This window comes from Halobacillus alkaliphilus (assembly GCF_900113125.1).
GTDB lineage: Bacteria > Bacillota > Bacilli > Bacillales > Halobacillaceae > Halobacillus > Halobacillus alkaliphilus.
On sequence record NZ_FOOG01000013.1, the window covers coordinates 1 to 13,355 of the forward strand.

Sequence of the window (13,355 nt, forward strand, 5' to 3'; positions counted from 1 at the left end):
GGGAAATGGCGAGACTCCCATGGGAGAAGGAATTAGGTGAGATCCCACAGAGAGTAAAACGAGCGAGGAAGCTCACCGTTCCCCCATAGGAAAGCGAGTTATTTCCCCACCAGCCCTCTTCCACATAGAGCAACGGACCCAAGATATCTTGAAACTGAGTCTTCAACTAACCGGCCCTTTAGTTTAATAAAACTCTTATGCACTCATGACCTTCATTAACAAAGCCAACGCATTATCACCAAGGCTAATAATTAAATAAAAAATCGCGTTATACACGCGACTATTTTATCATGATTATTGATCTAATGACTATTTACTGTCGTTGGAAAATGCTGACACAGGGCCCAATTCATGGTTTAAGTAATAGCGTATACGGTCTGGGAATTCTTGGATTTCATTAAACTGACGGCTCCAAGTGTCCTTAATAGTTTGGTGATCAACTGCCGTATAATGCTGGACAATCATTTTTCTAATACCAATCAATTGTTTGTACCCTTCCTGCTCTTCTTCTGGAAGTACTTGTTCATCAGTTAAAATATCAATTATATCTTCATAACTCCCTGGATCCCGCATAATAAAGCCGTCAATCATCATATTACCTACATCTATAATAGCTTCAATACTAATATGAGTAAGACGTTCAATCGCAAGCTTATCTGAAAATGATTGATACGAGGACTTTGAATATTCATCTAAGATTTTTTCCATATACGTTAAAATTTCTTCAATCTTTTCACGGTTTACAAAATACATCCTAATACCTCCGCACAAAAACTTTTTTCACACAAATCTCTTAAATATGATAACATAATGCATGGTTTTAATTAAAAAAAAGGCGATATTACTTACGCCACTTTTTATTAGTGTATACTAATTTTAACATGAATCGGAGGAGAATATATGGATAGAGAATTAGCACTGGAATTGGTGAGAGTAACGGAAGCAGCAGCTATTGCCTCAGCTCAGTGGATGGGCAGAGGCGATAAAATGAGTGCTGATGATGCAGCAACTACTGCTATGAGAACGATGTTTGATTCTGTATCAATGGAAGGGGTCGTTGTTATTGGTGAAGGTGAACTAGACGAAGCCCCAATGCTTTATATCGGTGAAGAATTGGGAAATAAGACCGGTCCTTCCGTGGATATTGCTGTTGACCCTTTAGAAGGTACTAATATTGTGTCAAAAGGGCATAATAATGCTGTTGCTGTTATAGCTGCAGCAGAACGTGGGGCTCTGCTTCATGCTCCCGATATGTATATGGACAAGATTGCTGTAGGAAAGTACGCTAAAGGGCTCATCCATATTGATGATCCTATTGAACGCACGATTGATATTGTGGCCCGTGCGAATAATAAACGGGTTCGGGATTTAACGGTTATCATTCAAGAACGTGATCGCCATCAAGATATTATTGATCGTGTTATCAAAAAGGGAGCCCGCGTAAAGTTGTTTGGTGACGGAGATGTAGGAGCTTCCATTGCTACCTGCCTTCCGGAGACAGGTGTAGATCTTTTCGTAGGGAGAGGTGGCGCCCCAGAAGGTGTCATCTCAGCTGCAGCTATTAAAAGTTTAGGCGGAGATATGCAGGCCAGACTTGCTCCGCAAGATGAGGAAGAAATGGAACGTTGTCGCCAGATGGGACTGGAAGACCCCTTACAACATTTGACGCTCGATCATCTGGTGAAAAGTGATGATGCGATCTTCGCAGCAACCGGTGTGACCGAAGGAGAACTGTTGGATGGAGTAAAATTCTTAGGTGGTGACCTGGCTCAAACAGATTCAATTGTCATGCGGGCTAAAACTAGAACCGTACGATTTATTAAAGCTCACCATCATCTGGATTATAAACCCCATTTAGTAACGAATGAAGAATAGGAGTTGAAAATTCATGGCTCAAAAACCTCTCCTAGAGGACTTTACTCAGGAGACTAGCACCCGGTTTGTATGCTTTACAGCCGGAAGCCATCGTTTCGAGCTTGCTTTAATGAAAGCTGCTCATTTTAATAACCAGACGATGGTTATTAACCTTCACAAAAATCGTCAAGCCTTGTTGGATCAAGAAACAATTAGTAAAGATGGTCATTTGGAACACTTGTTCCAATTAAGTGCTATGGAAGCTGAAGAGTTAAGGAACTACCTTCCCGACCTCCTTTGAATAAAGAAACCTCCCCTGGAAAAGCTAAAAGCCAAGGGAGGTTTTTTTATGAGCAGAAAAGATAAAAAGCTTTATTCTGATTTTGCTAATGTAGAGGCACAGCGTAATTATTTAACGCCTGAACAGCTTCCTGAAGGACCTTATGGTGCCCCAAGAAATAAAGATAAACCTGTTTCCAATGAGAAGAGTGCTCCCTGGACAGAACAACAGCGTTACTACAGTGCGTTCAACTATGAATATAAGGCACTGCATCAAGACCTTCAACGTCAAGAGGATGGCGCTCATCCTATTCATGACGAGAAAAACCGGGATATAAAACCTTCAGAAGAAGAATCCGAATAAATCACTTTTTCTTACCATAAAAAACCGACGGGCTTGAAAACCCGTCGGTTTTACTGATGTACACGCTTCAACACAAAATAGGCACAGCCAAAGTTGCAGTACTCATACAAATAATCTTCAAGCGTACTGATTTTTGTATCGAATGTGGCTTTTGGGTTTTGATCATCAAAAAAACCTTTAAGACGAAGCTGACCATATCCCCAGTCGCCAACTATAAAATCATACTTACTTAATATATCGCTAAACCTTCCTTCTACTTCTTCCTGTTGAAAGGCATCTCGATGATTCTCTACAATTTCAAAGTTCTTACCTGAAATTTCTACCACGTCTATCACCTCTATCCTGACATAAGTGTATCATATTTCCCGAATAACGCGGAAATACAACTTTACAAAATAAGTATGATTCATAAAAAAAAGTTCAACCTAAGTGCAACCGATCAATAAGGAGGAAAAGAAGTGAAAAAACTAACCATTTTACCTATTTTATTAGCCTGTCTGTTAATGATCACCGGCTGTAATGAAACAACAGACCGAGAAGAAGAAACACGTGATGGAGATACTCTAAACGGAAACGCTATGGATAATTACAATGATCAGCCTCTTGAAGGGCAAGTGGGTTATGTAAGGTTTAAGAAAGACCAATTGGATCAGGAAGCTGAAAAAAACCGGGACATTAAAGTTAACCGTGAACAAATGGCTGACATGATTACTAGAATGATTCTACGGTATGATGGATTTGAAGATGTGGCTACTTTAGTTACAGATAACGAAATTCTCGTCGCGTACCAGCCTCCCAATAATCACGACCGAGAGCAAGCAGCTGATATGGTTCAAAAGACTGCTTATTCTTTAGTACCAAGCTTTTACCACGTCTTTGTTTCCGATGACCCAGCTTCATTTGGAGACATCCAAAGTGTAAGTACTTCCACTGTATATGATGAACAATATACGGAAGTGATCGACAGTATTATTAAGAAAATGAAGAAATCTCCGCAAGGTAAAGTCCCTGAAAATGATAGTGACCAGCCCAGTGAAGGACCAAATATGGGGACTGATGATAGACCTGGTACAGAGACCTGATCATCTGCCTTTCATTTCCAAACATAACATTAAGCATGTAGTTCATGCTAACAGTATCAAAAACCATCGTAGGTGAATATTAATGAAATGTTTAGGTATATTGCTCATCTTTTTTGTATTGATGATCTTTGGAAGTGAACATATATATGCGGATCAGGATAGTCAGGCAAGAATGGCCTTGTATAAAAAAACAGAGGCTCTTACAAATATTCCATGGGAGTACCTTGCGGCTGTTGATCAATATGAACGCCAAGTCCATGATGATCCTAAAGAAGGTCGGATCACAGCTATTAAACCTGAACCTTTTTTTTGGACAGGGAGCGCGGGCGAGATGCCTGTAGATTTCTTCCCTAACGGGTGGGGTTCTGACGGCAATGGCGATAACAAAGCGGAGATTAAAAATGATGAAGATGTCCTTTGGACCATCGGACAATACATTCAATCTTATGGTACCACAGAAGATGATATTAAAATTGCTTTATTCAACTACTATAAGCGTGATTTAACCGTGCAAACCATTATGAATACTGCGGAAGTATTTAAAAAATTCCAGACAGTCTCCTTGACAAAAAGAGACTTCCCCGTACCAACAGAAGCCAATTACAGCTATAGGAGCACCTGGGGTGATGCCCGTGGTTTTGGAGGACGACGTATTCATGAAGGCACGGATATTTTTGCTAATTATGGAGTACCTGTCAAGTCCACCACTTATGGAGTAATTGAAATGAAGGGCTGGAACAAATTTGGAGGCTGGCGAGTGGGTATTCGTGATATTTACAACATTTATCATTATTATGCACATCTTAACGGATTTGCAGAGAATATAGAAGTGGGAGACGTGGTGCAGCCTGGAGACGTAATAGGATCCGTCGGAGCTTCAGGTTACGGGCCACCAGGAACTTCAGGAAAATTCCCTCCACACTTACACTACGGTATGTATCAGGATAACGGCAAAAATGAATGGGCCTTCGATCCATATCCATTCCTTAAAAAATGGGAGCGTATGGTGAATTAAAAAAACCGGAATGGTGGTTAAATTCACCATTCCGGTTTTTGTTATCTTAACTTTTAGATTTTCGGACTGCGTGGGTAATACTGAGCGCAAGTCCTCCCCATATAATGGTTACGGTGATAATAAACATGATAATCGCCATTATCTAGCAGCCCCTTTCGAGTCTTTATCGTCATTGAATTCTAACTCATTGTTCGGCCATTTCTTCATAGAGAAAAGAACGCCTACAACAATAGCTGCAATAGCTACTAACCAGCCCCCAACAACCAATAAAGTAACAGGGTAACCTTCATAAGCAGAGGACAACTCAAGAATAAGATTCTGAACCATCATGTACCCAAGGACAATAGGTGTAATAACCTGTAGACAAACCACCCACCAGTTGCCCAGCATAATGTCAGAAGTTTGGTTCGCATGTTCTTTCAGACCTTTAATACTGCGCGCAAGCCAAGCTAGAGCAACAATTTCAACGAGACCTGATAATGCAACACCAAACGTGTTAATGAAATGGTCGACCGTATCCAGTATGCTTAGCCCGCCTCTTGTAGCGTAAAGAAGGGAAATAACTGCTGCGAGACCTCCTCCGAAGAGCACGGCTTTAACACGGGAAACATTAAATTTCTCCGATACAGCCGCTACATACGTTTCTGTAATAGAAATTAAGGAAGAGAGACCGGCAAGAACAAGGGAAGCAAAGAATAAGAATCCAAACAGTCCAGGTATGCCCGGGATTTGGCTAACAATTTCAGGGAATACCATAAATGCCAGTCCAATTCCCCCAACTCCACGTTCAGCAGCCAGCTGACCGACAGAAGTATCATATTGGAATGCCATAAATCCAACAGCTGCAAACACACCAATACCAGCTAAGATTTCAAATGACGAGTTAGCAAATCCGGTTATAAAGGCATTGTTCGTAATGTCTGACTTCTTCGGCAGATAAGAAGAATAAGTTACCATGATGGCAAAGGCAATTGATAAACTGAAGAAGATTTGTCCGTAGGCTGCCACCCAAACGTTAGGATCAGCAATCCGGCTCCATTCCGGCGTAAAGAATGCTGATAGACCATCAGCAGCTCCTTCAAGCGTTACTGCTCTGACGACTATAATTAAGAATAAGACGACAAGTAGCGGAATGAATATTTTATTAGCTACTTCAATCCCTTTTTTAACGCCTCGTGCTAAAAACCCTAAAGTAATAACCCAAACGGCAAGCAAAGGCAGCAGTACTTTCGGAACAAGTCCGCCAATCGCTCCCGCATCGGCAAGCTCCAGAAAATCTCCTACGAAAAATGCAGTTGGATCATCGCCTCAAGTTAAGTTGAAAGAATAAAAAGCATACATAATTGCCCAGGCAATAATAACAGCATAATAAGTAGAAATAACAAAGGATATGGCAACTTGCCACCATCCCAGCCATTCAAAGCCCTTTTTAATTCTACCGAAAGACTTTGGTGCAGACCCGCGGTATTTATGACCGATGGTATATTCCATGATTAGAAGCGGAATACCTGCTGTAAGTAAAGCAAATAGATAAGGTACGATAAATGCTCCTCCGCCGCTGTCGTAAGCAGTGGCAGGAAAACGCCAGATGTTACCAAGCCCGATAGCTGACCCCATAGCAGCTAGCAAGAAACCCACTCGCGTCCCCCATTGTGCACGATTTTCCATGTGAAAGACCCCCTTTTATTTATATAACCCCTCATTTAACCCTAAAGAAGGAATGAGAGGATGTTTCAAAATTTTTATTTTTTTCTGATTATTTCTGCTTAAATTATAACCATCCGTTTGGGGGTTGTCAAAGTTATTTTAAAATATTTAGAATTTAACAAAAATAACAAAAAAAGGATAGAAACTTTGAAAAGTCTCTATCCTTAGGATAATTCTTACATTTATTTCTTCTCTACTGAAGATGTATAGGAATGAATCAATATACCTATAAGCACCACAACAGCCAGAGTAGCTAATAGTGGGACCCACACTTGCCCCGTCAGGCCGAGAAGTATATATCCAACGGAGGCCGCCACAGCCGCAATACCTGCATAAGGAAGCTGGGTGAGTACGTGGTCAATATGGTTTGCACCTGCCCCTGTAGAGGATAATATTGTTGTATCTGATATAGGTGAACAATGGTCTCCAAATACAGAACCAGCTAGTACAGCTGATAGAGAAGGCAGAATCATAGCCGGCTCCGTAACAGCCGCTATTTCCCCGGCTATCGGAAGCATGATTCCAAATGTTCCCCAGGAAGTTCCCGTGGAAAGTGCCATGAATCCAGAAATAATAAAAATAAGCAATGGCAGGTAAGCAACATTAATATCCGCCTGGCGGAACTGTTGAGCTAAATATTCCCCTGTTTGCAACTGATTGATAATATCTCCAATCATCCAGGCAAAAACTAATATATAAATGGCGGGTAGCATGGCTTTAATCCCTTCCCAGAATACAAGCGACACTCCCGACTTTGGTCCAGCCTGTCCTGCATATAAAACACCTGCCGTAACCACAGCTACTAGTCCCCCTATAAATAAGGAAATATTCACATTGGTATTTGCGAAAATCGCAAGCAGATCTACGGCACCCTCCGTGTTTCGAATACCTGTGATAATCATAGTAGCTACTGTCCCTGCTACAAGCGCTCCAATTGGAAGAATTAAATGAGCAATTTTGCCGTTGTTATGCTGCTTAAACTCATCATTTAAATCCCCTGGAACATCACCTTCGGGGTTAGTTAGCTGACCAGTATCCAAAGCTCTCTTCTCATGCGTCCGCATAGCTCCAATGTCGAGCTTTAAGAAGATAGTGAGAAAGACTAAAAGTAGCGCAGCGAATACATAATAATTGGCAGGAATCATTAGGATAAAAGCTTCCAATGCCTGATAATTAGAAATTTCATTTGCTGCTAATATACTTCCGATTGTGCCAATAATATAAGCACCCCAGCTCGATATCGGAGAAATAACGGTAATGGGAGCAGATGTAGAATCAATGTAATAGGCAAGCTTAGCCCTTGATATTTTGTAACGGTCTGTTACAGGTCTGGCCACCTGGCCAACAGCTAACGCGTTAAAGTAGTCATCAATAAAAATGATAATACCTAAAATAGCCGGAAGCAGTTTTGCCCCTTTTCGTGTGCGAATTTTCTCAACAGCCCATTTTCCGAAAGCCTTACTTCCCCCTGAGGCTGTCATAAAGGCTGTAGTGATCCCTAATAAAAATAAGAATGATAACAGATAAAGGTTCCCTGTATTGAGAGCTCCTTCACTCACGAAAATAGTTGAAAATAACGACCAGATTAATAGAAGACCTTCTTTGAGATCGATTCCCGTGAGCATAAATGCTCCGATAATAATTCCTATGCCCAGTGATAGAATCACTCTTCTTGTTAGTAACACAAGGACCAGCATTAAGACTGCCGGAATTAATGAATAAATCGTTCCTTCCATGATATTCCCTCCGTAAATCTTTTGATGTAAACGGGAGTAGGAAGGCTACTGCCAATAAAAATGAGGATTAAAAAAAGACAATGATAGTAGAAAATAACCTATCATTGCCTGTAGCAACTTGATTATCCTCCATTTCGATCAGTAGCGCCCCATGCACCCAAAAGAGCATGCATGACAGTGTGTCTCTTTTTCAGATATACACCAGCATAGGATAGTCTGACAACACTATCGTACACTTCGGCAGAAACTCATCCCTTTCATCAATGATCCTGGCTTGCCTGGCTCCCATTGATTACTAATGACGTCTGCACCTCTACCTCACCGATCTGATAAGGTCACGCATATTTATTTCCATGCAATTCTATCAGTCTAGTTAAATTATTGCAAGGCATCCATCGGAAAGGAAAAAGATGGTGATTTGTCCGGGGCTTCTCCCTCGCCGCCATAGAAGTCAGGAACTTCTCCTAAAATAGTAGCTGTGTCTATTGGAATATCTGTAGCGACGGTTGTCGTTTCAGTTGAGAATGGAATGACAATCCTTACATTTACTTCAATATGAATAGATAGTTGAAATAATGCAGCGTTAATTCCGTACTCCGTAATTTCACTTTGGAAGTTTGATTGCACATCCCCAATTACTCGTAACTGAACCGGTACTTTAGGTCCAAGGTTAGCGAGGAGCGAATTATTTGTCGCCTGTCCGACAGGAATCTCAATTAAGGTTGCGGGCTGTTCGCCAAGTTCCTCCTGTGTCATATTAGGATCAATGTCAGGCTCCAGAGTTGTATCTTCCATCGGCAATTCGTTTAATTCCATTCTCTTTAGAAAGTTTTGAACGCGGTACGTAGTATTTCTCAGCACCCTGTTCACCACAACCGAATTCCAGCCCATGTACACAATATTTCCGTTATCGTCTTTTTCCATTTTAACTAAATCATTAAATTGTAAGTCTTCAGCTATTTGTTTATTGACGGCTTCATTGATCGCATCTCTTGCCAGTTGCTGTGTTTTCGTTTCAGCTATGCCAATGAGCGCAGGAGTAATCCCACGGTTGATTAACCATAGGCTTAAAGCGGTAAAAAGTAAAAAAAACAAGAAAGTCAAAACAATTCTTTTCCCAATTGAGGGCCCATTTGTAACTTTATTTTTCCCCATTAAAACAACCCCTCCTGAACTAACTATATGTAGTTCAGAAGAGGTTTAGGCATAGAAATAATGATATCTTTGAACCTCGGCTGCGTATCTATTTGTAACGCTCTTTATTCATATGTTTTTAGAGCTTCTGATAACAAATCACGGAGTAACTCAGGCATATAATAAGCCTTATTGGGAGCATAAGCAATTTCAGGAAACAGCCTGCCGAATGTAAATGTATCAGCGGTTGAGAGAGTATAGTACTTCTCCTGATCAATAGGAACGCCATTTTTCGTGACTCTTACTACGCGTTCTTCACCATCCTGCGACTTTTTCGTTTCAATTTCCACGCCAGCAAAAACCATTTTACCGATTACTTCTCCGCGAAAGCCAAATCCTTTCAATCGGATTTCAGTTAACTTTCTTGTATGAGCTACCCTAATGACTTCCAGTAGTTCATCCCCTTTCAATTCTACTTTACAGGGGTTCATAGGGTGAGGACAGATCCGGTGCACATCTTGATAGGTCACTTCCCCTTCTCCTAAATGATCTAATAAAATACCCGCGTTCAGCATCGCCACGTCAGAATTTGTCCACTTCTGTAGTTCTATGGTAAGTCTGGACATTAAAGAGGTCTCTTGAAACCAGCCTATATATAAAGGCTTAGTTAACTTCGTTACGGGAGTTTGTAAAAGATCAATGGCTCTTTCCCTCATCACTTGTACATCCTGTGTAACTTTCTCATCTTTACGTAAATTCTCAGTGGGAATTGCATATGCTTCTTTTTTCATTAATTTTTTTTGTTCGTTATCCCATTCTAATAAAATTTCCCCCAGATGAGTGCCATGTTTTCCGGCAGCTGTTAAAAGCGAATTCTCCGTGTATTCACCATTCTGGAATAAGTGGTGTGTGTGGCCACCAATAATAACATCTATCCCTTCATAACGACGTGCAATTTCTTCATCGTCATTAATACCTAAATGAGAAAGAAGGATCACAATATCTGATTGTTCACGAACCTCATTTAACAATTCATCCAATGAATCATAGGGAGCTTCAACTTCCCACCCAAGCTGTCTATAAAATGTTTTAAAGGGTGCTGTCAATCCAATCACCCCAATCTTCGTGCCCTTATTGGAGGTCAAAATCTCATATGACTTCAACCAATTAGGCTGGTCTCCCTCACCATAACTGAGATTCGCACAAATCACTTCAAAATTCGCCTGGTCATAAAGGGTGTAAAGGTCCTCACTAGAAAGTGTGATTCCTTCATTATTCCCTAAATTCGCGAGATGATAGCCAGCTTGATTCAAAAGTTCCACGTTACCTTTTCCCATTAACCCTTCCGCTATCGGATGGAATCGATCCACATGGTCTCCGTTGTCCATTAACCAGAAATTTTCACCTTTCCGGTTGTGCTGATCTTTCTTCCTTTTAAAGTAGCCGACGATTTGGGGCCAATTCTCGAAATGACTATGTAAATCACTTGTGTAATAAAAAAATAATTTTTCCTTCATCATCAGTCTCCTTATCCAATTCCTTGCCATATTAAACGGATACCGATTAAGATCAATAATACCCTTAAAAACCATTCGACAGCTTGTCCTTTTAGATATCGGTTAACACGGGCTCCGAGCGTTCCTCCTAAGTATGCCCCTGGAATAAAGTAGAGTGTATAAGCCCATTCTACGTGACCTAGAAAGATATGAGTAGCCGAGCTTGAGATGCTCGCAAATAATATCATGAACATCGAGGTAGCCGTTGCGATATGGGCGGGTATATTGAATAATAAAATCATGGCGGGCACCATTAGAGAACCTCCGCCAATGCCGAGCAACCCCGACAGCAATCCTACCCCAAGAGATAGGACAAGACCGAAAAAAATCGGCATCTGATACGTATAAGTTGTCCCTTCAATAACCTTCTCCCTTTTGAGACCTCTATTGAATAAGTAAGTACCTGGAGTTTTCCTCGGTATAAAAAACAGCAAAGAAACTACTATCATAATACAGCCGAACAATAAAGAAAACATATCAGTTTTAAAAAATTGATTTAACCACGAGCCTATAATTCCCCCAGGAACACTTCCTATTAAAAAAACATATCCGATTTTTTTATCTACACGGTCATGCTTCAAATAAGAAAGAGTAGAGGACATTCCTGTAAATATCATGACCACCAGCGAAATTCCAACAATTGACTGGGGAGTTACCCAGTCGAAGGTACTTAGCTGATCTCCTAAAAATAGTAAAGCAGGTACTAAAATAACACCGCCGCCTAATCCAGCGATGCTTCCCACTAATGCTGTCACTAAACCGATCAAAAACATGAGGATGACCATTTTAAAACATCCTTTATCTCTATAGATAATATTATAGTATCATGTTTTCTATTCTTAAAACATCCAGCCTATGTTAAGAATTAAAAATATCAGTCCTGATTTAAACGCACAAATAGTATTGCATAAAAAAGTACAGGTGGGAAACCCACCTGTACTTTCAGTGTAAGATTTTAATTGAATTAACCGATTGAACCTTCCATTTCGAATTTAATTAGACGGTTCATTTCTACGGCATATTCCATTGGCAGTTCTTTCGTGAATGGTTCAATGAAGCCCATTACGATCATTTCAGTTGCTTCTTCTTCAGAAATACCACGGCTCATAAGATAGAATAGTTGTTCCTCAGATACTTTAGAAACTTTGGCTTCGTGTTCCAAAGAGATATTTTCATTCATGATCTCATTATAAGGAATGGTATCTGAAGTAGATTCGTTGTCCATAATTAGCGTGTCACATTCTACGTTCGAACGTGCACCTTCGGCTTTACGACCAAATTGGACAATCCCGCGATACGTAACTTTACCTCCATGTTTCGAAATGGATTTCGAAACGATAGTTGAAGACGTATTAGGTGCCAGATGGTGCATTTTAGCACCTGCATCCTGGTGCTGTCCTTTGCCGGCGAGAGCGATGGAAAGAGTCATTCCACGTGCGCCTTCACCTTTAAGAATAACAGATGGGTATTTCATGGTTAGTTTAGATCCAAGGTTTCCGTCTACCCATTCCATGGTCGCATTGGAATCAGCTACTGCACGCTTCGTAACCAGGTTATAGACGTTATTCGCCCAGTTTTGAATCGTGGTATAACGGCAATAAGCATTATCTTTAACAAAGATTTCTACCACCGCACTGTGAAGTGAGCTGGATGAATAGGTAGGTGCTGTACATCCCTCTACATAGTGTACAGAGGAACCTTCATCAGCGATGATCAATGTCCGTTCGAATTGTCCCATGTTTTCTGAGTTAATTCGGAAATAAGCCTGCAGTGGTGTTTCTACTTTTGTATCTTTAGGAACATAAATGAATGATCCTCCAGACCAAACCGCAGAGTTTAGTGCAGAGAACTTATTATCAGATGGTGGAATCACTTTACCGAAATATTCTCTGAAAAGATCTTCGTTCTCTTTAAGAGCTGAGTCGGTATCCTTAAATACAACACCCAGGTCTTCAAGATCTTTTTCCATATTATGATAAACCACTTCTGATTCATACTGAGCTGATACACCTGCAAGATATTTCTGCTCAGCTTCTGGAATACCTAAACGATCAAACGTGTTTTTGATTTCTTCTGGAACTTCATCCCAAGAGCGTTCAGAACGTTCGGAAGGTTTCACGTAGTAAGTGATATCATCGAAGTTCAGTTCTGATAGGTCTCCGCCCCATTGCGGCATAGGCATTTTATAAAATTGTTCTAAAGACTTCAGGCGGAAATCAAGCATCCACTGAGGCTCTTCTTTATAATTGGAGATTTGTTCCACGACTTCCTTCGTTAAACCTTTTTGAGTACGGAAAATCGAAATGTCTTTTTCATGGAATCCATATTGATACTCTCCAACTTCTGGTGCTTCTTTAGCCATGATTATATACCTCCTTTTGGTATTGACAAAAGCTTAATCCTGCTTTTCTTCATCTACGCCTTTTTCCATAGCCTTCCAGGCTAATGTGGCGCACTTAATACGTGCCGGGAACTTAGAAACTCCCTGAAGCGCTTCTATATCTCCAAGGTCAAGCTCGTCAGTGTCCACTTCATTTCCTTGCATGAGCTCTGAAAAGAGTTCAGACATCTTGAGCGCTTTTTCGACTGGTTTCCCTTTAATTGCCTGAGTCATCATGGAAGCAGAGG

General features: G+C 40.7%; 14 protein-coding genes, 1 pseudogene and 1 riboswitch. Of the genes and pseudogenes, 5 read left to right on the forward strand and 10 right to left on the reverse strand.

Annotated features, from left to right (window positions below; translation table 11 throughout):
- Positions 1 to 309: 309 nt before the first annotated feature.
- Positions 310 to 753: a type VII toxin-antitoxin system HepT family RNase toxin gene (hepT, locus tag BMZ06_RS09125; RefSeq protein ID WP_089751741.1), complete on the reverse strand. Its 444-nt coding sequence runs from the start codon at positions 751 to 753 to the stop codon at positions 310 to 312.
- 147 nt (positions 754 to 900) lie between these two features.
- Between hepT and glpX the strand changes: the two genes are divergently transcribed.
- Genes glpX through BMZ06_RS09140 form a run of 3 tightly spaced genes read left to right on the forward strand, consistent with a single transcriptional unit; the run spans position 901 to position 2,497 of the window.
- A complete protein-coding gene (gene glpX, locus BMZ06_RS09130; RefSeq protein ID WP_089751742.1) occupies positions 901 to 1,875 on the forward strand; it encodes a class II fructose-bisphosphatase in 975 nt (324 codons plus the stop codon).
- Positions 1,876 to 1,888: 13 nt separating this feature from the next.
- A complete protein-coding gene (locus BMZ06_RS09135) occupies positions 1,889 to 2,155 on the forward strand; it encodes a DUF3055 domain-containing protein (RefSeq protein ID WP_089751743.1) in 267 nt (88 codons plus the stop codon).
- A 48-nt stretch (positions 2,156 to 2,203) separates the two neighbouring features.
- A complete protein-coding gene (locus tag BMZ06_RS09140; protein WP_089751744.1) occupies positions 2,204 to 2,497 on the forward strand; it encodes a cytosolic protein in 294 nt (97 codons plus the stop codon).
- 50 nt (positions 2,498 to 2,547) lie between these two features.
- Here the strand turns inward: BMZ06_RS09140 and BMZ06_RS09145 are convergent, their stop codons facing one another.
- A complete protein-coding gene (locus BMZ06_RS09145) occupies positions 2,548 to 2,823 on the reverse strand; it encodes a YutD family protein (RefSeq protein WP_089751745.1) in 276 nt (91 codons plus the stop codon).
- 132 nt (positions 2,824 to 2,955) lie between these two features.
- Here BMZ06_RS09145 and BMZ06_RS09150 point away from each other — a divergent pair, with 132 nt between their 5' ends.
- Together BMZ06_RS09150 and BMZ06_RS09155 are read left to right on the forward strand one after the other, a co-directional pair.
- Positions 2,956 to 3,579, forward strand: coding sequence for a YhcN/YlaJ family sporulation lipoprotein (locus tag BMZ06_RS09150; protein ID WP_089751746.1), 624 nt, complete (start codon positions 2,956 to 2,958; stop codon positions 3,577 to 3,579).
- A 121-nt stretch (positions 3,580 to 3,700) separates the two neighbouring features.
- Positions 3,701 to 4,594 (forward strand): M23 family metallopeptidase, encoded by an 894-nt coding sequence (locus BMZ06_RS09155; protein WP_281244457.1) that lies wholly within the window; start codon positions 3,701 to 3,703, stop codon positions 4,592 to 4,594.
- A gap of 46 nt (positions 4,595 to 4,640) precedes the next feature.
- On the opposite strand, the gene BMZ06_RS20400 is transcribed toward BMZ06_RS09155, so the two are convergent.
- From BMZ06_RS20400 to BMZ06_RS09190, 8 genes and pseudogenes are all read right to left on the reverse strand, one after another.
- Complete coding sequence (locus BMZ06_RS20400; RefSeq protein ID WP_139205816.1) at positions 4,641 to 4,733, reverse strand: MetS family NSS transporter small subunit; 93 nt, start codon at positions 4,731 to 4,733, stop codon at positions 4,641 to 4,643.
- Positions 4,733 to 6,262: pseudogene (locus tag BMZ06_RS09160) on the reverse strand (sodium-dependent transporter). The gene BMZ06_RS20400 and the pseudogene BMZ06_RS09160 overlap by 1 nt, the downstream one beginning before the upstream one ends.
- Positions 6,263 to 6,483: 221 nt before the next feature.
- Positions 6,484 to 8,037, reverse strand: coding sequence for a Na+/H+ antiporter NhaC family protein (locus tag BMZ06_RS09165; protein WP_089751748.1), 1,554 nt, complete (start codon positions 8,035 to 8,037; stop codon positions 6,484 to 6,486).
- Positions 8,038 to 8,171: 134 nt separating this feature from the next.
- A riboswitch (Lysine riboswitch) is annotated at positions 8,172 to 8,361 on the reverse strand.
- A 54-nt stretch (positions 8,362 to 8,415) separates the two neighbouring features.
- Positions 8,416 to 9,192 (reverse strand): sporulation protein YunB, encoded by a 777-nt coding sequence (gene yunB, locus BMZ06_RS09170; protein WP_089751749.1) that lies wholly within the window; start codon positions 9,190 to 9,192, stop codon positions 8,416 to 8,418.
- A gap of 104 nt (positions 9,193 to 9,296) precedes the next feature.
- Positions 9,297 to 10,688, reverse strand: a complete 1,392-nt coding sequence (locus BMZ06_RS09175) for a bifunctional metallophosphatase/5'-nucleotidase (protein ID WP_342708711.1) — start codon at positions 10,686 to 10,688, stop codon at positions 9,297 to 9,299.
- An 11-nt stretch (positions 10,689 to 10,699) separates the two neighbouring features.
- Positions 10,700 to 11,512, reverse strand: a complete 813-nt coding sequence (locus BMZ06_RS09180) for a sulfite exporter TauE/SafE family protein (protein WP_089751751.1) — start codon at positions 11,510 to 11,512, stop codon at positions 10,700 to 10,702.
- Between the two features lie 179 nt (positions 11,513 to 11,691).
- The gene (gene sufB / locus BMZ06_RS09185) at positions 11,692 to 13,089 is read right to left on the reverse strand and encodes a Fe-S cluster assembly protein SufB (RefSeq protein ID WP_089751752.1); all 1,398 of its coding nucleotides are present in this window, start codon (positions 13,087 to 13,089) and stop codon (positions 11,692 to 11,694) included.
- 33 nt (positions 13,090 to 13,122) lie between these two features.
- Positions 13,123 to 13,355, reverse strand: a 233-nt coding sequence (locus BMZ06_RS09190) for an iron-sulfur cluster assembly scaffold protein (protein ID WP_175477848.1), incomplete at its 5' end; no start/stop codon positions are given.

What these genes read in the sequence shown, in the direction of transcription:
- yunB (WP_089751749.1), bottom strand. Translation starts at nt 9,192, where the DNA reads ATGGGGAAAAATAAAGTTACAAATGGGCCCTCAATTGGGAAAAGAATT.
- glpX (WP_089751742.1), top strand. Translation starts at nt 901, where the DNA reads ATGGATAGAGAATTAGCACTGGAATTGGTGAGAGTAACGGAAGCAGCA.
- hepT (WP_089751741.1), bottom strand. Translation starts at nt 753, where the DNA reads ATGTATTTTGTAAACCGTGAAAAGATTGAAGAAATTTTAACGTATATG.
- BMZ06_RS09140 (WP_089751744.1), top strand. Translation starts at nt 2,204, where the DNA reads ATGAGCAGAAAAGATAAAAAGCTTTATTCTGATTTTGCTAATGTAGAG.
- sufB (WP_089751752.1), bottom strand. Translation starts at nt 13,089, where the DNA reads ATGGCTAAAGAAGCACCAGAAGTTGGAGAGTATCAATATGGATTCCAT.
- BMZ06_RS20400 (WP_139205816.1), bottom strand. Translation starts at nt 4,733, where the DNA reads ATGGCGATTATCATGTTTATTATCACCGTAACCATTATATGGGGAGGA.
- BMZ06_RS09165 (WP_089751748.1), bottom strand. Translation starts at nt 8,037, where the DNA reads ATGGAAGGAACGATTTATTCATTAATTCCGGCAGTCTTAATGCTGGTC.
- BMZ06_RS09135 (WP_089751743.1), top strand. Translation starts at nt 1,889, where the DNA reads ATGGCTCAAAAACCTCTCCTAGAGGACTTTACTCAGGAGACTAGCACC.
- BMZ06_RS09180 (WP_089751751.1), bottom strand. Translation starts at nt 11,512, where the DNA reads ATGGTCATCCTCATGTTTTTGATCGGTTTAGTGACAGCATTAGTGGGA.
- BMZ06_RS09155 (WP_281244457.1), top strand. Translation starts at nt 3,701, where the DNA reads ATGATCTTTGGAAGTGAACATATATATGCGGATCAGGATAGTCAGGCA.
- BMZ06_RS09175 (WP_342708711.1), bottom strand. Translation starts at nt 10,688, where the DNA reads ATGAAGGAAAAATTATTTTTTTATTACACAAGTGATTTACATAGTCAT.